Genomic DNA, 21436 nt, shown 5'->3' with positions numbered 1-21436 from the left:
CCCTGGCCCGCACCCCGACCGAAGATCGCCTCCGCAAAGTCCTCGAGCTCGAACGCTCGAAGCGCTACGCCGACCGCGCCGTCACCTCCGGCCTCGATGCGTTTCTCCGCAACATCACCACCCACGAGGCGTCCCAACTCAGCAGCGACGTCTACGCGCGCGTGCAGGTGCTGCCGGTTCACGGCTATCGCTCGCTGACGCCAGCGCGCAGAAAAGACTGGCTCGATGCGACGCTCGCCCTGCTGCGGGCGCAGGCGAACGGAAACGGCGTCACTCGCACGTCACAAGCGGCGCCTGCCCCTGCCGCGAAGAAGACGGCACCCCGCAAGCCGCCGCAGCCGAAGCTCACGCCGGGGCCGCTGGCGAAACGCTTCGCGCCCGGCGAACTCGAAGGTCTCGGCGTTGAAGCGCCGATCTACGCGCTCAAGCGCGTGTCGTTTCCGCTCGCCGTGAAGTTCGACAAGCTCGGCGTGGGCACCGTGCGCGACCTGCTGCTGCTCTTCCCGCGCCGCCACGTCGACTACGGCGAACCGGTGAAGGTGTCGGAACTCGAGCCCGGCCGCGAACAGACCGTCCGCGTGCACGTGTGGGGCGCCAACGAGCGTCAGATGGGCTTCCGCATGCGCTCGACCGAAGCGCAGGTCGGCGACTCGTCCGGCATGGTGAAATGCGTCTGGTTCAACCAGCCGTGGATCGCGAAGCAACTGCCGGTCAACGCCGAGATCGTCGTCTCCGGCCGCGTCTCCGTGCGCGATGGCCGTCCCGAGTTCGACAACCCGGAGTGGGAGCTGTGGAGCAACGACCTCATGCACACCGGCCGCCTGGTGCCGATTTATCCGCTGACGCAGGGGCTGCAGAACCGCACCGTCCGTCGCGTCATGCGCGAGGCGCTCGACGCATACATCGACAAGCTCCCTGATCCGCTGCCAGAAGACATGCGCGGGCGCCTCGACCTTACCGGCATCGCGCCCGCCGTCTCGCAGATGCACTACCCGACGGACCGCGCAGCGCTCGAGCGTGCCCGCCGCCGCCTCGCGTTCGAAGAGCTGCTGCCCATCCAGCTCACTATGCTGCTGCGCCGGCGCCTGTTCCAGAAGTCCGCGCCCGCCGAGCCGATGCCGCTGTCTGCGGGCGCCGAGCGCGCGTTCAAGGAGAGCCTGCCCTTCACGCTCACCGGCGCCCAGGAACGCGTCCTCTTCGACGTGCTGAACGACGCCCGCAAGCCGCTTCCGATGAGCCGCCTCGTGCAGGGCGATGTCGGCAGCGGCAAGACCGTCATCGCCGCCGCTGCGCTCGTCGCCGCCATCGAAAACGGTCGCCAGGCCGTCATGATGGCGCCGACGGAGATCCTCGCAGAGCAGCACTTTCGCACGCTCAAGGATCTGTTCAACGCCAACGGCCTCGACAAGAACGTCGCGACGGCGCACCCGTCGTTTCTGTCCCTCCCCGTGCGCATCGCGCTGCTCACCGGCAGCGTCGCGGCGAAGGAGCGACAACGCCTCTACGCCGAGCTCGAGCGCGGCGAGATCGACATCGCATGCGGCACGCACGCGCTGATCCAGGGCGACGTGCGCTTCAACGATCTCGGCATCGCGGTTGTCGATGAGCAGCACAGGTTCGGCGTCATGCAACGCGCCGCCCTGCGCGAAAAAGGCTCGCAGAACGCCCACACGCCGCACATGCTCGTCATGACCGCGACGCCGATCCCGCGCACGCTCGCGCTCACGCTCTACGGCGACCTCGATATCTCCGTCGTCGACGAGTTGCCGCCGGGACGGCAGCGCATCAAGACGACGTGGCTGACGCCGAACGAGCGCGCCGACGCCGAGGCATTCGTCCGCGACCAGGTCGAACAGGGCCGCCAGGCGTTCGTCATCTGCCCCCTCGTCGAAGAGTCGGAGACGCTCGACGTGAAGGCGGCGAGCGCCGAGTACGAGCGCCTGCGCCGCGATGTCTTCCCGGACCTGCGCGTCGAACTGGTGCACGGGCGCATGTCCGGCAAGCAGAAAGACGCCGTCATGCGACGCTTCCGCGTCCGCGAAGCCGACATCCTCGTGTCCACCGCGGTCATCGAAGTCGGCATCGACATCCCGAACGCCACCGTCATGCTGATCGAAGGCGCGGACCGCTTCGGACTCGCGCAACTACACCAGTTCCGCGGCCGCGTCGGACGCGGCGCCGATCAGAGTTACTGCCTGCTCCTCAGCGAAGAGCCCAGCGAAGAGGCGCAGCGCCGCCTGCAACTCATGGAGCAGACCAGCGACGGCTTCCGCCTCGCCGAGGCCGACATGGAGATGCGCGGCCCGGGCCAGTTCTTCGGCACCAAGCAGTCAGGCCTGCCCGGCCTGCGCGTCGCCCGCCTGAGCGATGTGAAGCTCATCGAACTCACGCGCGCCGAAGCGGAGCGCATGCTCGACGCCGACCCCGGCCTCAAGCTCGAAGGGCACGCATCACTCAACCGCGCCGTCGCCCGCCTGATCGACTCGATCGTGGATGAGGAGCACTGAGCGAAAAATGACGAACAGGAGTCCGTAGACTCCTGTTCACCCGCCGTGGCCGGAGCGACGACGGGGTAGCTATAAAATAGTATCGTCAGGGGGGGCAGATGTCAAGCGCTTATACAATTCTCGGATGAAGCGCGTAGGCGTCTTCATCGACGGCCACAACGTTCGCTTTCGGCTCCGCGAATGCGGTTGGGAAGAGCTGTACGACGTCGGTCAGCTAGCGCGATCCGTCGCGGGTCCGCGGCAACTCGTTCGCGTCGAATTTGCCATCCGTTCGCGAGCAGCTCGGTGATGACAGATATGCGAGAGAACGCGCCTACCTGGATCGTGTGAGTCGGGACGACGCCGTAATCGTTCCTCCGGGTGCTTACATGACGAAGCGTGTTCGCAACGGCGTGAGCATCTGGCTCAAGAAGCAGACCGACGTCTTGCTCGCGAGTGGCATGCTTTTCTGCGCTGCTCGGCAAACGATTGACGTGGCGATACTTGCGACTGCTGACGCTGACCTTGTACCGGCTATAGCCAGATGTCGAAACCTCGGCGTCAAGGTTGAACTGGTCCGATTTCGAGGCGCAGTCCCAAGGATCTACGAACTCGAGAAGATCGCCTCATCGTCGATCCGCGCGCGGCCGTCTTACTTTGTTCGGTATCGAGCGCCGGTAACGTGAGCCAGGACCGACGCGAGGCGAACCTCGCTACGGTCCCCAAACCGGACTCGTCCCGTCCGTCAACAACAGCGGCCAGCCACCGCCCGGCGCGGCGATGAAGATATAGCCGCTGCTGCCGCCGCCATGCGACGAGAACGTCGCATAGCCGTCCGGCCCGGCGGAGGCGTTCGACGTCGCGATCGCGGGCACCAGCGACTGCGCCCCGGACGCCAGGTCCCACACCCAGATGCCGTTCGCGCCCGTCTCGCCCGAGTCGAAGCTGTACAGCACGCTGCCGCCGTCGCGGCTCCACGCGGCCGCCCACATGTTCCAACTGCCGCACTTGCCACCGATCTTGTCGCTCGCCTTCGGCACGCGCGCACCGGCGACGATGTCCCGCCGGTCGAGGTCGTACACCGCGTACTGCGGCTGCCCCTGCGCGCTGCCGGCGTGGAACATGATCCGGTCTTCCACCGGCGACCAGATCGGGCTCGCGTAATACGTATCCGCCGGCGCTTCGACGCGCGCGATCTCGTTGCCCTCCAGGTCCCAGACCATGAAGCGCGGCCCGGGGTCGTCCCCGTTCTCCCAGTCCGAGTAGGTGACCAGCAACTTCGTGCCGTCATGGTTGAACGATAGCGGCGCCTGCAGCCACGACCGCTGCGTGCCGTAGACGCGACGCTCGCCCGTGGCGGCGTTGACGACGGCCGGTACGCCATTCAGCCCGCTCATCCCTTCGACGCGGGCGTCGGCGACGGTGCCGAAGGTCACGCCATCCGGCGACCACGCGACGCCATACGCGTTCTCGATCACGGTCTCCGCCGCGCCATCAACAGGCAGGATGTGTATGTCCCACGCCGTCGGATCTGATCCGTCGAGCCGCGGCAACGAGAACGTCAGCGAGCCGCCGTCCGGGGACCAGCCGACGTCGCTCGGATGCTCGTTCGCGCGTCCCGCCCGCACCAGCCGCTGGCCGCTGCCATCGGTGTTCATCACCCAGATCGATGTGTTGTAGGCGGCGTCCTGTCGGAGGAACGCGATCATCCCGCGCCCCGCCAGTTCCGGCAGCGTCCGCGCGCGAATGTCGACGTCGCCGGCGTACTCCAGGTAGTCCTCCGCCACCCAGCCCGCGCCTGCGATGAACCACCACCAGTGCCCATCGGCGTTCTGCGCCTCGCCGCTGACGTAACCCTCAAAGCCATGCGGCAGGCAGGCGTTCACGATCACCCATTCGCTCGCCAGCGAAGGCTGGTTGCGCGCGTTCAGGCAGTCGCCTTCGCCGGCGTTCACGCGCACCCACGCGCCCTCGCCGAAGTCGCCGCGACGGGCCTGCGGTCCCGGCGTCGACGTTGCCGTCGGCGTCGATGTGGGTCGCTCGGTCGCGGTGCTCTGCGGGTTCAAGGCGTCGGCCGTGTTCTCCGCCGCGATCGCCGTATCCATCTCGCTCCAGAACGGGCTGCGCGTCGCCGTATCATCAGCCTCAATCGTCGCCGTCGCGTCGGGATCGAGCACCTGCGCCTGCCCCGTGAATGCGTACACCGCGAAGCCAAGCGCGACCGGCGCAATCAGCAGCAGACCGATGGGGAATCGTCGCTCGGACATCTCTCGCACCTCCACCGCCTCGAGTGTCGGCGCACCGCCGCCCCGCTACCCGACGCCCGATCTACGCAACCCCGCCGCAAGCCAGACAACAGCGATCAATCAGCACGAACGCCTTGTCTGCCGCGAACGTCATCCTGAACGAAGTGAAGGATCCCGTCCCGGAAACAATCCGAGCCCCTCGCAGCAACGTGGCATTACACGCCCCGCCAAGCGCCGTAACGAGCCAGGCCATCGAACCTCGCCGCGGCCTTCGACCTCCGACATCCCGCCTCACAACAAAAGGGCGCGCACCTCGCGGCGCGCGCCCTTCGCGTGATCTGCTGCGACCGGGGAAACTACACCTCCCGGTATTCGCCCTCCACGGTCCCCTCTTCCGCCGTCGCTTCGCCTTCCGGCGCGCCCTCTTGCGCGCCATCGGCGCCCGCCTGCGAGCCGTAGACCGCCTGCCCGATCTGCTGCATCGCCGCCGATAGCTCCTCGACGGCGCTGCGGATCGTCGACGCATCGCCCGACTGAAGTTGGCTGCGGACTGCCGCGATTTTGCCCTCGACCTCGGACTTCAGCCCTCCGTCGATCTTGTCCGCGTTCTCGCGCAGCGTCTTCTCGGCCGTGTACGCCAGGCTGTCCGCCTGGTTGCGGATCTCGATCTCGTCGCGGCGCTTGCGGTCCTCCTCGGCGTGCAGTTCGGCTTCCTGCCGCAGCTTCTCGACCTCTTCGTTCGAGAGCCCGCCGCCGGCCGTGATCGTGATCTTCTGCTCCTTGCCCGTCGCCTTGTCGCGCGCCGACACGTTGAGAATGCCGTTCGCGTCCAGGTCGAACGTCACCTCGACCTGCGGCACGCCGCGCGGGGACGGCAGAATGCCGTCGAGGATGAAGCGGCCCAGCGACTTGTTGTCCGTCGCCATCGCCCGCTCGCCCTGCAGCACGTGGATCTCGACGCTCGGCTGGTTGTCCGCGGCCGTCGAAAACACCTGGCTCTTGCTCGTCGGGATCGTCGTGTTGCGCTGGATCAGCGGCGTCGCCACGCCGCCCAGCGTCTCGATGCCGAGCGTCAGCGGCGTCACGTCGAGCAGCAGCACGTCGCGCACTTCGCCCTTGAGCACGCCCGCCTGGATCGCCGCGCCGATCCCGACGACCTCGTCCGGGTTCACACCCTTGTGCGGCTCCTTGCCGAAGAACGCCTTCACCTTCTCCTGCACGAGCGGCATGCGCGTCTGACCGCCGACCAGCACCACTTCATCAACCTGCGACGCGGTGACGCCCGCGTCCTGCAGTGCCTTCTTCACCGGCTCCAGCGTCCCTTCGACGAGTTCGCCGACGAGCTGCTCGAGCTTCGCGCGCGTGATGTTGATCGCCATGTGCTTGGGGCCGGCCGCATCCGCCGTGATGAACGGCAGGTTCACCTCGGTCTGCTGCGCCGTCGAAAGCTCGATCTTCGCCTTCTCCGCCGCCTCCTTCAGACGCTGCAGCGCCATCCGGTCCTGCTTCAGGTCAATTCCCTGCTCGCGCTTGAACTCCGTCACCAGGAAGTCGATGATCCGCTGGTCGAAGTCGTCGCCGCCCAGGTGCGTGTCGCCGTTGGTCGACTTCACCTGGAACGTGCCTTCGCCCAGCTCCAGGATCGAGATGTCGAACGTGCCGCCGCCCAGGTCGTATACGGCGATCAGCTCTTCGGTCTTCTTGTCCAACCCGTACGCGAGCGCCGCCGCCGTCGGCTCGTTGATGATGCGCAACACCTCGAGGCCGGCGATCTTGCCCGCGTCCTTCGTCGCCTGGCGCTGCTGGTCGTTGAAGTACGCCGGGACGGTGATCACCGCCTCCGTGACGGTTTCGCCCAGGTACGCCTCCGCGTCCGACTTCAGCTTCTGCAGGATCATGCCGGAGATCTCCGGCGGCGAATACGCGCGGCCCCCCATCTGCACCTGCGCGTCGCCGTTCGGCGCCCGCTCGATCTTGTAGCCCAGCAGGCTCAGGTCGCGCTGCACCTCGGCGTCTTCGAACTTGCGCCCCATCAGGCGCTTCACCGAGTACACCGTGTTGTCCGGGTTCGTCACCGCCTGCCGCTTGGCGACGGTGCCGACCAGCCGCTCGCCCGTCTTGCTGATCGCGACGACGGACGGCGTGATGCGCGCGCCCTCGGTGTTCGTGATGACGACCGGGTCGCCGCCCTCCATCACCGCCACGACGCTGTTCGTCGTCCCCAGGTCAATCCCGATTACTTTTGCCATCGTTCTTTCTCCTTCTCGATCGTTTCGTCCGGCCGGCTCTCCTGCCGCGCCGCGTTATCGGTCCTCTTGCTGCGGCACGCCGCCGCCCGTCCCGACGATCACCATCGCCGGGCGGATCACCCGGTCGCCGAGCTTGTAGCCGCGCTGCGCCACCGACACGACTTTGCCTTCTTCGCCCGGCACTTGGGCCACAGCTTCGTGCAGCGACGGGTCGAACGTGTGGCCGTCCGCCTCGATCTCCGACACGCCGGCCATCTCCAGCAGCGCCTGGAACTTGCGATAGATCAGCCGCATGCCGTCGACCCACGTCAGCCCGGCAAGATGCGTGTCGACGTTGTGCAGCGCGCGTTCCAGGTCATCGACGAGCGGCAGCAGGTTGATGATCAGGGAGGCGTTCGCGAAACGCGCCGTCTCGCTGCGCTCCTCCTCCACCCGGCGCTTGAAGTTCTGATAATCCGCGGCCGCGCGTTGCCAGCTCTGCATGTACGACTGCGCTTTGGCGCGCTCTTCTTCCAGTTGCGCCTTCAACGCCTCCGGGTCGTCCGGCAATGCCGCCGCGTCCGATGTCGCTTCATTCTCGCGTTCCGTGGTCATAGGCTGTCTCCTTCATCTTGTGTGGTCTATCTGTGAGGCGCCGCCCGAAACGCTGGACGCCAGCGCTATTCGGCGGGCTCTTCCGGCTGGCGTTCTTCGTCATCGCCGTAGAACGTCTGCAGCATTTCGCTCATCACGCCGGCCATGAAGCGCACCGTCGAGATCGTCTCCGAGTAGTGCATGCGCGTCGGCCCGACGACGGCCATCGCGCCCTGCACGCCGCCCTGCTTGCCGTACGGCGCCACGACGACGCTGTAGTCGCGCATCGCGTCCTCTTCGTGTTCCGCGCCGATCATCACCGTCACGCCGTCCGTCGAAAGTTCGCGAAACGGGATGATCTTCGGCAGGTTGCGCTGCTCGAGCACATCCAGCAGGTTGATCATCTTCTCGCTCGTCGCGAACTCCGGCTTCTTCATCACGTTGCGCACGCCTTCGAGGTACGCCTCGTCGTAACCGCTCGTGTCCGACGACGCCATGATCTCGCGCACGGCATTCGCGACGTGCCACTCGAGCTGCGTCAGCTGCACCTGCGACCGCGCGATCTCCGCCGCCGAGTGGCCCACAAACGCCTGCGTCAGGTGGTTCGCGATCGCCGTCAGTTCGTCCTGTTCGATCGGATCCGGAAATATCAGTACCTGCTGCTTCAGGCGCGCCTGCTGCAACACCAGCACCAGCAGCGCCGCCGTGTCCTGGATGCTCACCATCTCCAGCCGCTTGAGGCGCGCTTCAGGCGACCGCGGCAACGTCACCACCGCCGCGTTCTCGACCGCCCGCGCCAGGACCGCTGCCGCCAGGTGGATCCACTCGTCTTCCTCGCGGCCCGCCTGGTGGAACTGGTGCCGGATCATCTGCTTCGCATCGAGCGAGAGGTCGCGCTCCTTCATGAGCGCCTCGACGTAGTAGCGGTATCCCTTGTCCGATGGCACCCGCCCCGCCGACGTGTGGGGATGGCTGATGAAGCCCTCTTCTTCCAGGCGCGCCATCTCGTTGCGGATCGTCGCCGAAGAGAAGCCCAGCCGGTGCTTGCGGACGATCGCGTCCGACCCGACGGGCACGGCGCTATCGACGTATTCGCTGATGATCAGGCTCAAGAGCCTGGCTCTACGTTCAGTCAGCATGGCTCTCAGCTTCGATTTAGCACTCTCCCGGTTAGAGTGCTAATGCGAAAAGTGTAACCCTGCGCCGGAGGCGGGTCAAGGTTCCAGCCGCCGGTGCGACGCTCCGAGATTCCGGCGTCTTCGGCCGGCCTACGTGCTGGCGAGCTCGCCGCGCAGGTGGCGCGGGCGACCCGGCGGAAGCGCGCGTCTACGGCAATCTTCCTGCGCCACGATGAGCGCTACGCGCGCGCCGCGGCCGACGGGCGGAGGCGTCATGTCCGCAAGGCGGATCTCATTCGGCGGCCCTTCCCGGCGTTACTCGTGCTGGCGCTTGAAGAACTGGTACACGAGGTAGTCGACGGCGGGTGGGTCCGCGCGGATCTGCGCGAGCACGCTTGTGACGTCGCCGTGGTGGCCGCGCTCGTGCAGCAGGATGTGCGCGAGGAGGTCTGCTTTGCTCACCTGCATGGCCGGCGGCCCGTCCCACATCGGTTCCGTAAGGGGGTGGAGCTGCTTCGCCGGTCTCGTCGATGACGCGGCGGAGCCAGCCGCGGACCTTCTGCCGATGCGCCTCTATCTCGTCCCACGTGACAATCGCCTCAGGGATGACGTTGAGCGGGTCGTCGATGCCGAGCTGACGACGAAGCCCGTCATCCCAGGCCAGGGCGAGGTGACACAGCACTTGCCGTAGCGACGCCCATCCCGTGCCGGGCTGCTCGCGCGTCAAAGCTTCGGACGGCAGTTTGCGGACGGCGTTGCCGCAGGACGCCCACGTAAACGCGGTGTACTGGAACAGTTCGTCGAGCGCTTCGCGGTTCACCGGCGCCTTGCGCGATCTATACCAGGCGAGCCGTCGTGGCATCGGTACGCGGCGAGGGGCAATCGCTGCGTGGTCAGCCGCGACAAGCTGCGCGGAGCCTCACTTTCGACAGCTATCGTGATCTCGGGGGCGTTCGCGCGGCCTCCGGTACGCAATCGGATTGCATTGATCACGGGCGGGCGTTCCGAACCAATGGCTTAGCGCTTCGTCGTTGCATTGCGCCGCACTATGAACGCGGTGGCTGCGAGAGCACCAAGTCCGAGCACGACCAGCGTGGCGATCAACTGGGCGCCCGACGTCCGGCCGTCCTGCACGTCGTAAACGCCGGTCCTCGGCAGCGCACCGGGGGAGCGCACAGGCGTAGCGGTCCGCTCTCCGCCGAGCACGATGTTGACGCGGGTCGGCGTCGCGACGGCCGGCCCGGTGGTGCGGCTCGCCGCGGGGACGACGCCGGTGCGCGTTGTAGTCGCGGAGCGTGGCGTGGACGTGGCGCCACCCGCCGTGCCCGTCGCGCCGGGCGTGGCGGTCCGCGTGGCCGTCGACGTGTTCGTGGCGACGGCAGTCGACGTCCGAGTCGGCGTGCTGGAGGGCACGAAGGTGGCGGACGGCGTCGGCGTTTCGGACGCCTGTGGCGTGTGCGACGGCGAAGGCGTTGTCGTGGACGTGCGCGTCGGCGTCGCGGTCTGGGTCGCTGTAGGCGTTGCGGTGGCGGTCGCCGTGTGCGTGTTCGTAGCGGTTGGCGTCCGCGTCGAAGTCGCCGTTGGCGTATTAGCAGCGGTTGGCGTCTGCGTCTCAGTGGCCGTCCGGGTGTTGGTGGCTGTGGCGACGGCTGTGCGTGTCACGGTGACGACCACGGTGCGCGTGACGCCGGGGGTGCGGGTCACAGTGACGACCGTCGTGCGCGTCGCGTCAGGCGTGCGGGTTGCCGCGACGACCGTGGAGGTCGCGGTCCGCGTGTTGGTGGCGGTCGGGACGGCGGTCTTCGTCGCGGTTGGCGTGAAGGTACGCGTGCGCGTGGCTGTCGGCGCGGCGGTGCGGGTTGCCGTCGCGGTGCGGGTGTTGGTGGCGGTCGGGACGGCGGTCTTCGTCGCGGTTGGCGTGAAGGTACGCGTGCGCGTGGCTGTCGGCGCGGCGGTGCGGGTTGCCGTCGCGGTGCGGGTGTTGGTGGCGGTCGGGACGGCGGTCTTCGTCGCCGTCCGCGTCGCGGTTTCAGGCGCGCGCGTTGCCGTAATGGCCGCGGTGTGCGTAGCGCGCGGCGTGCGCGTTGCAGCGATCGCTGTCGATGTAGCGGTCTGTGTGTTGGTGGCGGTGGGCACAGCGGTGCGGGTCGCGGTAGCGGTGCGCGCTTCCGGTGTCGCCGTCGCGGTAGGCGTCCTGGTGGCGGCGGGTGTGCGACTGGCGGTTGCGGTGCGCGTGGCTGTCCGTGTGGGTGAAGGCGTTCTGGTTGGTGTGCGCGTCGCCGTTGCGGTGGGCGTGTGGGTCGCCGTCGGGACGGCGGTGTTGGTGGCGGTGGCGATGGCGGTGTTGGTCGGCGTGGGCGTGTGGGTCGCCGCCGGGACGGCGGTGTTGGTGGCGGTGGCGATGGCGGTGTCGGTCGGCGTGGGCGTGCGGGTCGCCGTCGGGACGGCGGTGTTGCTGGCGGTGGCGATGGCGGTGTCGGTCGGCGTGGGCGTGCGGGTCGCCGTCGGGACGGCGGTGTTGGTGGCGGTGGCGATGACGGTGTCGGTCGGCGTCCGGCTCGCCGTTGCGGACGGCGACGGGGTCGCTGTGGACGGAATTACGGGCGTGGTCCCCGGTGGAGGAGTCTGCGAAGGAACCGGCTTTTGGCACGTGCTTCCATTGCGTCCGTACACGAACTGCAGATCCTTGATATCGATGTCGTCGTCGGTGAACGACGGTTCAAGATCGTAGTAGGGCTGGTACCAGAGGTTTCCGGGTCGCGCCAGATATCGGACGGAGATCAGTTGATCATCGATCACGTTGACGATGCAGTCCTTGTTCAGATCGCCCTCGAGGGCGCGCACGGCGATTAAAGCATCGCCCACGGATCCGGCATCGAGCGCATCGCCGGACGCGTCGAAGAGACGGACACCGGTTCGCACATTGTCAAGAACGGTGAGAACGCCGTTCTCCCTCGTTGGGCGCAGCATGAGCGAACTATCGGGGTAGACGCTCAATATGGCGATGACGCCTTCGCCAGTCGGACCAGCGGGAGGATCGCCGTCGAGCGCGCACGAGAAGACGAACCGGTTACTCGCAAGGCTCGTCTTTGTACAGGTCGTGTCGAGTCCAGAGCTCTGGAGGAATGGGCCCTCAGCAACGTCCACGTCGACGACGCCGGAGTGATAGGCCACTTCGACTTCGAACGACGCAAGTCCCGGTTCAGTCACTATGGCGATCCTCTCCTCAATGACGAGTTGAGGGCCGCCGATAAAGAGGTTTGCTGACGAAGGTGACTTGAACACCGCGACAACATTAGCTGCACTCAGCTTCAATTGTGCCGGCAGCGTCATAAAGACAAGTAGCAGTACGGCGGCCGTCGCTGCACCGGATAGAGGGCGGAAGAGTTCTCGAGGCGCGTACGTCCAGAACAAGGCGATCGCTGCGATCAAGGCAGCCGTCGCCGCGATCGTGAGCAACGCCGCGCGATAAGGATGCCGCGTAGGTTCGGATCGAATTGCCGGATTCAAGTCGATGTCAGCGTCGGCGGAGAGCGGCGGCATGACGAGTTTCATTTGTCCGGCGGCGTCCTTGGCAGCGATAGCGCCAGGAGGTTTGATTCCGGGGCCGGGAGTTCCAGCGCCATGCGAACGGATCAATCCACCGGCGGTCGTTGATCCGGAACCCGCAGCCGGAATGGTCACGGTGGTGTCACCCGAGACCGTGAATGGCAGCGGCGCGCCCAGCGGATCGCTAAGACCGCCGGTCAGCGGATCAACCGCGATCAACATTGGGCGCGTCGAAGGCTTTAACACGCGAAATCTGACGGTCGCGAGGACGCCTGCTCCCGCGGGACCCGGCGGGTTAGGCCCGGTCGTGACGCATCCCACCCGCACGCTTATCGAATCGATGGCGGGGTCGAGACAGGTGGCGATCCTTCCGGAGCTTTCCAAGAAGGGACCGTCCGTAAATTGGACAAATTCAAGTACGCCGAACTCGACCTCACCCAGCTCATTGAAGGCCGTACGCAGCAGGACTTCGTACGAACCAATGTTTGCGCTGTTGGAGATCAACACATCTACGTAGAATTCTGTGCCCACCGGGGCAGTGAGGCTCACCGGCGCTACACCAACCTGCGACACGCCGCCGGGCGTAGCGGTCGGCGTAGGTGTGCCGGGTGTGGGAGTTGACGTGGGAGTGGGGCAGGTGCCTGGACACGGATCGATCGTGACGGTGCCGGATTCAATGACTCCGATTGACGCCGGGTTGGCCGCGACGTCCGCCAGGATCGGAGCGCTGAGCGTGAGGTCAGACGTGCCTGTCTGGATGCCGGTGAAGGTGAACGTAACGAGGACGCCTGTCCCGGATGCGCCAGGAGCAACCGAGCCGAGAGTTGCGCAGCCAAAGCGGACGCTTCCGGCACCATCTGAAAACGATGGACAACTCACTTCGCGCCCGGTACTACCCAGAAACGGACCGTCGACCGCCGAGACCAAGGAGATCAAAGCAGAATCGTAGAGCAGGCCGATCTCGTAGGCGCCCAGGTTGACCACGTTCTCCACAACGACATCGACCGCAAAACTCAGTGAGGCCAACTCGTTCTGGGACACAGGGCTGACGCGAAGCGCGAGCGGAACGGTCGTGGTGGGTGTAGGAGTCGTGGTGGGCGTAGGCGTAACAGTGAACGTGGGCGTCGGCGTGTCGGTGGGACATGGTCCGGCGCAGGGGGTGCTCGTCGACGTCTCGGTCGCGGTATTGGTGGGCGTCGGTGATGGTGTTGAAGTTGGCGTGGATGTCGGCGACGGACAGACACCCAGGCACGGCAAGATCGTCCGCGTTCCATCGACGGCGGCTGCGGGGATCACTCGTCCAGACGGATCCGTCAGGGTCACGTCCTGAAGATCGAGGATCGAAAAACCCTCTTCAACAGCGGAGAACTCGACGAACGCAAGGATGCCGTTGCCGGAAGCACCGGCGATGGGTGTATCCCCAAGCGTCACGCACGTGAACCGGACGAGCCCGTCTGAGAGCACCGGGACAAGGCAATTCACGGCTCTACCCGAGCTAGAGAGGAATGACCCTGGGACCGCTCCGGTTGCGCTCATAACCTCCGGGTCGTAGGCCAGCTGAAATTCGAAGGCGCCGAGATTTGCGCCGGCCTGCATTGCAACGGCGGCGGTAAACAACGCGCCCTTTGCGTGCGAGTCATCCTGTGGGAGGAAGCAGACGGTCGCGCCGCTTGGGCCGCAGTTGATCACGGGCGTGCTTGTCGGGCTCGGCGTCGGCGTATCCGTGGGACAGCTGCCGCCAGGACATGGGGTGTTCGTTGGCGTGGGGGTGGACGTCGGTCCATCGCTGACTTCAACACTCGCGCTGAATCCGGTAGCGGGGATATCGTCGCCCAACTCATTCGCGAGCGACGGCGCGAGAATTAGGGCACTGGTGCCCAAGGCGACTGCGTCCCAATTGATCGTCGCGAGCAGGCCCGCACCGTTCGGGCCGGCGGGCGTTGTCCCTGTCGTCACGCAGCCGAAGCGAAACTGCAGGATCGTGCCGGATACGAGGGTAGAGGATGGCGCCGGACAGAAGACGCTCCTGCCCGTGCTTCCCAGAAATGTACTGTTAATCGCGGTCGTCGGACTTACGACGGCGCTGTCATAGTTGACGATCGCCTCGTACGCACCGAGATTCGGGACCTGTTCAACGGTGATGTCCGTGCTGAACGTCCCAGGCAGCGAGATGACCTGGTTCGTAGGAAGAATTCGCTGTATCGGTCCTGCAACGCTTGCTGTAGCCGTCGCTGTCGGGGTTGCCTCCTCCAGCACCATGACCGTCTCGCCCGCGTCGTGATCTTGCAGCAATGGCGTCACGAGCAGGATCGACGCGAAACCCGCTACTTCATTCGTCTCCTCATTTGCTCCGCCGGGGTTGATGACGATGGTGTCGCCCGTCGTGAAACCCGCCGTATCGGCGACGGCGATCTCTGTTGCGCCTGCCTGTACGGATGCTGTCAGCGTCGTCTGTCCAGCGGGTTGCGGCGTGGCAGTGTCCGTCGGCGTTTCGGTGGCGGTCGGTGTTTCGGTCTCGGTGGCCGTTGGCGTTTCGGTGCCGTCAGGCGTGGCGGTCGGCGTGGGCGTGTCGGTGGCGGTCGGGACGGCGGTCGCCGTTTCGGTAGCGGCGGGCGTCTCGGTCTCGGTGGGCGTTGGCGTCGGCGTTTCGGTGCCGTCAGGCGTGGCGGTCGGCGTGGGCGTGTCGGTGGCGGTCGGGACGGCGGTCGCCGTTTCGGTAGCGGCGGGCGTCTCGGTCTCGGTGGGCGTTGGCGTCGGCGTTTCGGTGCCGTCAGGCGTGGCGGTCGGCGTGGGCGTGTCAGTGGCGGTTGGGACGGCGGTCGGCGTTTCGGTTTCAGTAGGCGTTGGCGTCGGGGTATCCGTCGCGACTGCCGTCTCGGTCGGCGTAGGCGTGTCGGTGGCGGTCGGGACGGCGGTCGCTGTTTCGGTGGCGGTAGGCGTTGGCGTCGGGGTATCCGTCGCGACTGCCGTCTCGGTCGGCGTGGGCGTGTCGGTGGCGGTCGGGACGGCGGTCGCTGTTTCGGTGGCGGTAGGCGTTGGCGTCGGGGTATCCGTCGCGACTGCCGTCTCGGTCGGCGTGGGCGTGTCGGTGGCGGTCGGGACGGCGGTCGCTGTTTCGGTGGCGGTCGGCGTTTCGGTTTCCGTAGGCGTTGGCGTTGCGGTATCCGTCGCGACTGCCGTCTCGGTTGGCGTCGGCGTGTCGGTGGCCGTCGGGACGGCGGTCGCCGTTTCGGTGGCGGTCGGCGTTTCGGTTTCAGTAGGTGTTGGCGTCGGGGTATCCGTCGCGACTGCCGTCTCGGTTGGCGTCGGCGTGTCAGTGGCGGTTGGGACGGCGGTCGCCGTTTCGGTGGCGGTCGGCGTTTCGGTTTCCGTAGGCGTTGGCGTCGGGGTATCCGTCGCGACTGCCGTTTCGGTTGGCGTCGGCGTGTCAGAGGCGGTCGGGACGGTGGTCGCCGTTTCGGTGGGCGTCGCCGTATGGGTCGGCGTTGGAATCGATGAATAAAAGATACGCACCGCAATCCAGTCGAGGTGGAAATCGCGGGCGGGATCGTCGCTACTGGCGGTGACGCGCACGCTGAGGCTTTCGAGTTCCTGCGGCGACCATGATCGTCCCCATGTGTCGGCGGGACCGCCGAGGATGTCGGTGCGCTCACTTGTATCTTCGAGTGACGTGGCCTGAGTTGACGTCCAGCTCGCGCCACCATCCCAGGACAGATCGATCGTCAGGTTGCTCGTCCCGTCAACCGAATCCATCCACCAGTCGGCGCGGATCTCGACACCTTCGACGAGCGTTGAGGATGGCAAGGCGATGGGATAGCCGAAGTAGAGATGGCTGTCGCCCGCACCATCGATGTTGGACGCGGCGATACCGTCATCCATGAAGGCGTTCTCGGGATTGGCTTCGAACCCATCGCCGCTTCCTACGGACTCGAGTGAAGGACTGAGAAGACCTGTATCGTCAGGCGATGCTTTGAGGGAGGACGTTGAGGTGAAGAGCAGCCAAGCGAGCGCCGTCGCGGCGGCGAGCAGCAGGGCGGCCGGAAGCATCCGCCGCGTTGCGCGCGACGAGCGCGCCAACATGGCGCCAGCGAGTCGCCAAAGCATCGATCCGAATAGCAACCGTCAACTACCCCACCAGCTTCCTTGCTAATGCCGAGTCCTAAGAAGCAGAACGTGATTCACCCACGGTGATTGCGAACCGCGGGCTCTCGGAAAAAAAGGGAAGCCTTCTGGCTCCCCCTGAAGAACAACGTTGTGCGGCGGGACCTGTGAAACAGGCTAGCCAAACGTACTTGAGGGCAGCCATTCTGTCAATAGACACGCGGCCCATCCCAATGCCCCGGCCTATGGATGACTGCGTTCACAGCGCCGGGGTTTCTTTACGTTTGGGCGGACGAACTTGACGCGTCTGGGTTAGAATCGAGCGGGTTCGGCGCAGATCCCCGGCCGGCGTTTCGGGCCGGCGCGGCGTTTTCTGCAACGCCTCCTTCAGGTTGTACGTTTCTGGCTTTGTTCGGGATCGGTACGCCGGCCGCCTGGCAGTTGGGAGAACGCATGCCCGCGAAGACGGTTGTCTTCACGTTGACGCTCATGGTGCTGGCGGCGCTCGCGCTGGTGCCTGCGCGCGCGCCTCACGAGGTTGAGGCCGCGGCCGGCACGTGGACAGGCACGTTCTACAACAACCTGACCGTCAACGGGACCGTGCGTCACACGGCGGACTACGGGGCGGATCTAGACGAGTTCTTCTCCGGATCGCCCGGCGGAACGACCACCGCGGACAACTGGAGCGCGAAGTTCGAGCGCGCCGATAGCTATGCGAACGCCATGTATCGGATTACGGTCACCGCCGACGATGGCGTGCGCGTGTACGACGACGGCGTGCTCATTCTCGACGCGTGGGTCGACCAGGGGCCGACGACGTACTTCGTCGACCGGCAGCTCAGTGGCGCGAACACGATCAAGGTTGAACTTTACGACGTCGTGAACGCCGCGACGATCATCGCGACGATTCAAGACGTGAACACGATCCCGCAGGGATGGCAGGCGGAGTACTTTGACGACGCGAACCTCGTAGGCACGCCGGAACGCACGCGCAACGACGGCGAGGCGATCGCATTCATCTGGAACGACACGGCACCGGGATCGCCGTTTCCCGGCGTTATCGCAAACAACACGTTCAGCGTGCGGTGGACGCGCACGATGGCGTTCCAGGAAGGCGTCTATCAGTTCAACGCACTGAGCGACGATGGCGTGCGCGTGTACGTCGACAGTGAGCTGATCCTCGACTACTGGATCGACCAGGGGCCCACAGAGCATTCGGCCAATAAACAGATGACGGCCGGGAATCATACGGTCGTCGTCGAGTACTACGAGAACGCGGGCGGGGCGCAGATATTTTTCGATTTCGAGTTCCGTCCGGACCTGGGCGGCTTCGTGGAGGACGTCGTCGTCGACAACTTGCCGGCGTTCATTCCCACGGTCTTTGAGTTCGCGCCCGACGGCCGCATCTTCATCGCCTACCGGTACGACGAGGTGAAGGTGTGGGACGGGACGACGCTCCACAACTACTACACGGTGCCGGACGTCAACGACGTACAGGACCGCGGGCTGCTGGGCATGACGCTCGACCCGGACTTCGCGACGAACGGCTGGGTGTACCTGGCGTACACGCACGAACACAATGAGAACGACCCGAACGGTCCGAAGACGAACAAGGTGATGCGCGTCCGCGCCAACACGCCGTCCGGAAACGTGGCAAACCCCGCGACGCGGGAAGTGCTGCTGGGCACGTTCGCGACGACGGCGGCCGACCCCTCGTGCGACGAGATGAGCGGTGGCGAGCGCGTCTGGCCGGAAAACATCGACTGCATTCCGGTCGATCACTTCAGCCACGCCATCGGCAATCTGCGGTTCGGTCCCGACGAGATGCTCTACGTCACGACCGGCGACGGCGCCAGTTACGTGACCGTCGACTCGCGCGCCGTTCGCGTCCAGGACGTTACGAGCCTTGCTGGCAAGATCCTGCGCGTGAACCCGGACACGGGCGACGGGTTGGCGGACAACCCGTTCTGGACGGGCGACGCGAACGATAACGAGTCGAAGGTGTGGGCGATGGGCCTGCGTAACGCGTTCCGCTTCAATTTCCAGCCGGGCACGAACGTCATCTTCAGCGGTGACGTCGGGTGGAACGACTGGGAAGAGATCAACGTCATCAACGCCGGCGACAACCTTGGCTGGCCATGCTACGAGGGTCCCTTCGAGCAGGACGGGTACGCCGCGTTCTCGGAATGCCAGGACCTTTACGACCTCGGCACGGCAGAGTTGCCGCTCCACGCGTACGAGCACCCGCCGAGTTCAGCCGTCGTCGGCGGTCAGTTCACCGGCGTGAACGGCTACAGCGCGGCGTTTCAGAATACGTATTTCTTCGGCGACTATGCGCGCGACGAGATCAGCGTGCTCAAGGTCGACGCGTCGAACAACATGATCCCGGGAAGTGACGACGTTTTCACGAGCAACGGGGCCGGACCGGTGCAGATCGAAGTTGGCCCCGGCGGTGACGTCTACTACCTGGCGCTTGACGGCGGGGAGATCCGGCGGATCCGCTTCATCGGTGACAACCGGCCGCCGGTGGCCGTCGCCGGTGGTTCGCCCACCTCAGGCGATGCGCCGCTGACGGTGAACTTCACGAGCGCCGGATCCGGCGATCCCGATGGCGGGCAGGCGATCACCTACGATTGGGACTTCGGCGATGGCGCGACATCGACCTTGCCGAACCCGTCGCACGAGTACACGGACGACGGCGACTACACCGCGACGCTGACCGTCACCGACCCGCTCAACCTGACTGACAGCGCCATCGTGGACATTTCGGTCGGCAACAACGCCCCGACGGCGGACATCGTGACGCCGACTGATGGCGGCCGCTACGACGTCGGCGACATCATCGCGTTCAGCGGTACGGGCACGGACCCGGAGGACGGCACGCTGTCCGGCACCGGCCTGCAGTGGACGGTCCTCCTTGAGCACTGCAGCGAGGTGGAGTTCATCAACTGCCACAATCACCTCGAGTCTCAGCCGACCGGCAGCGGCGGTCAGATCGGCGCCGACGACCACGGCGACTTCACGTTCTACACGATCACGTTGACCGTGTCGGACAGCGGCGGCTTGCAGGACAGCGAATCGATCTCGATCACGCCAAACCGCGTCGACCTCACGCTCACGTCGAACCGGACGGGAATCCAGATCACCGTCGATGGCACGACGCAGACGGTACCGTTCACGCGCAGCGTGCCGCGGAACTCGGAGCACACGCTGTTGGCACCGTCGCCGCAGAATCCGGGCGGCGGCAACGTCTATTTCAGTGCGTGGTCGGGCGTACACGGATCGTGCACGCCGCCGATTGTCGGCTGCGTCATCATCACGGCGGGCGCGACCGCGACGTATAACGCGACGTTCGTCGATCCAACGCCGACGGCTACGGCCACTCGGACTCATACGGCGACGGCGTCAGCAACGCGCACGGCGACGGTTACACCGTCGCCGACGCGCACGAACACGCCGGTGCCGACCGCGACGAACACGCCAGTGCCGACGGCGACCAACACGTCGCAGCCGACCGCGACGAACACGTCTGTGCCCATCGCGACCGCCACGCCATCGCCGACGCACACGGCCGTCGCCACCGCGACGGATACGCAGACACCAACGGCGACGGCGACGGACACGGCCGTGCCGACGGCGACGGACACTCCGACCGCGACCAACACCGCGGTACCGACCTTCACACCGACGCCGACGGTGGTGGAGCACACACCGACGCCCACCGTGACGAGCACGCCGGCGCCCGACACGGACGGCGACGGCATCGGCGACGATGTGGACAATTGCGTGCTGGTGGAGAACGCCGACCAGGCGAACTTCGACGCGTTGCCACACGACAATGGCCCGGCGACGGCATCAATCGACACGACGGTGGCGAATGCGGATGCGCTCGGTGACGCCTGCGACCTGGACGACGACAACGATCTGCTCCCGGATGACGCCGAGGACCCACTGGTGTGCGGCGCCTTCACGGGGCTGGCGGCCGGACACCCGAGCCCGGCGCGCGGGGACCTGACGAATGACGACGACGGTGACGGCGACCCGGCGCCGGAAGACGGCTTCGACACAGGAGACAACGGGCCTTCGTGGGATACGGATGGCGACGGCGCGCTCGATGGTTACGAGTGCGCACAGGGGACAAACCCGCGCGATCACACGTCGGTGCCGGCGGAGCCTGCCGACGAAGATCTCGACGACGACGGCGACGGGCTGCTCAACGGATGGGAGCGGCGTGGCTGGGGCACGGATCCGGCGCTGGTGGACACGGACGGGGATGGCATCGGCGACTGCCAGGAAGTGCTGGACGTCGACGGCACGGGGACGGTGAATTCGACCGGTGACCTGTTGATCTATGCGAAGGCGATGTTCAACTTCCCGGTGAAGACGATGCTGTACGACCTTGACAAGAACGGCAATGTGAACACGACGGGCGACTTCCTGCAGATGGCGCGCCGGATCTTCAGCTTTGTCCCCTGTCTCTAGGAGCCGGCTGAGGCTTCGGAGACGGCCGCTTCCAGCCGCTCGCGTGCGATCGTCGAGAGTTCCTGCGTGAGCGCCAAATCGAGGACCGTGACATCGGCCCTTGCTCCGTGGACGAGTTCCGTGACGAATTGACCGGCGTGTGACAGCACGACGTGGGACGTCTGCGACAGGCCATCGGCGTAGGTGACCGCGACGTGGAAGGCGACCGCACCATCAGCGCTCGCATCGGGAAGCGGAGCGAGCGTCCACTCCGATGTGGTGCCGCGATCGTCTCGTTGGGACCAGCGGCGGCACTCGGTTGCGATGTCACTCATCTGCTCCATGAAGCGGGTGGCGCCGTCATCGGCGAAGGCGCGCACGGCGGTGATGACGAAGGGGCCCTGGGCGGTGCGCTGAAAGCCCGCCTGGACGCTGGCGGCCGGGGTGGCAGCGAGTTGCTGATTGCAGTAGCCGAAGATCGGTTCGCCGGGCTCGGCGGCGGGCGGCGCGAGGGCGGCGTTCTCGCTCCAGTCATCGGGCAGGTCGGCGAGGGCGAGTGCGGAGCGTTCGAGCACGGGTTGCAGGGCGGCGGCGTCGAAGTCGTTGTCGTCGCCTTTGCAGGCGATGGCGAGTGAGGCAAGCGCCATGACCAC

9 protein-coding genes are annotated in these 21436 nt (G+C 66.1%); 2 read left to right on the top strand and 7 right to left on the bottom strand.

What is annotated here, in order from left to right; translation table 11 throughout:
- Positions 1-2: 2 nt before the first annotated feature.
- Positions 3-2507 (top strand): ATP-dependent DNA helicase RecG, encoded by a 2505-nt coding sequence (recG, locus tag WEB52_05380; protein ID MEX2225866.1) that lies wholly within the window; start codon positions 3-5, stop codon positions 2505-2507.
- A gap of 692 nt (positions 2508-3199) precedes the next feature.
- Here the strand turns inward: recG and WEB52_05375 are convergent.
- The 6 genes from WEB52_05375 to WEB52_05350 form a co-directional block, all read right to left on the bottom strand.
- Positions 3200-4753 (bottom strand): hypothetical protein, encoded by a 1554-nt coding sequence (locus WEB52_05375; GenBank protein ID MEX2225865.1) that lies wholly within the window; start codon positions 4751-4753, stop codon positions 3200-3202.
- Between the two features lie 335 nt (positions 4754-5088).
- Positions 5089-6981 (bottom strand): molecular chaperone DnaK, encoded by a 1893-nt coding sequence (gene dnaK, locus WEB52_05370; GenBank protein ID MEX2225864.1) that lies wholly within the window; start codon positions 6979-6981, stop codon positions 5089-5091.
- Between the two features lie 54 nt (positions 6982-7035).
- Complete coding sequence (locus tag WEB52_05365; protein MEX2225863.1) at positions 7036-7575, bottom strand: nucleotide exchange factor GrpE; 540 nt, start codon at positions 7573-7575, stop codon at positions 7036-7038.
- Positions 7576-7640: 65 nt separating this feature from the next.
- The gene (gene hrcA, locus WEB52_05360; GenBank protein ID MEX2225862.1) at positions 7641-8693 is read right to left on the bottom strand and encodes a heat-inducible transcriptional repressor HrcA; all 1053 of its coding nucleotides are present in this window, start codon (positions 8691-8693) and stop codon (positions 7641-7643) included.
- 294 nt (positions 8694-8987) lie between these two features.
- A complete protein-coding gene (locus WEB52_05355) occupies positions 8988-9161 on the bottom strand; it encodes a DinB family protein (GenBank protein MEX2225861.1) in 174 nt (57 codons plus the stop codon).
- Positions 9162-9689: 528 nt separating this feature from the next.
- Complete coding sequence (locus WEB52_05350) at positions 9690-16301, bottom strand: cohesin domain-containing protein (GenBank protein MEX2225860.1); 6612 nt, start codon at positions 16299-16301, stop codon at positions 9690-9692.
- Between the two features lie 474 nt (positions 16302-16775).
- Between WEB52_05350 and WEB52_05345 the strand changes: the two genes are divergently transcribed.
- A complete protein-coding gene (locus WEB52_05345) occupies positions 16776-20804 on the top strand; it encodes a PQQ-dependent sugar dehydrogenase (protein MEX2225859.1) in 4029 nt (1342 codons plus the stop codon).
- Here WEB52_05345 and WEB52_05340 read toward each other — a convergent pair.
- Positions 20801-21430, bottom strand: a complete 630-nt coding sequence (locus tag WEB52_05340) for a hypothetical protein (GenBank protein ID MEX2225858.1) — start codon at positions 21428-21430, stop codon at positions 20801-20803. The genes WEB52_05345 and WEB52_05340 overlap by 4 nt on opposite strands.
- Between the last annotated feature and the right edge of the window lie 6 nt (positions 21431-21436).

The sequence above is a fragment of the Dehalococcoidia bacterium genome, from assembly GCA_040902535.1.
Lineage (GTDB): Bacteria > Chloroflexota > Dehalococcoidia > DSTF01 > JACRBR01 > JBBDXD01.
This window is presented reverse-complemented; position numbering and strand designations above follow the sequence as displayed.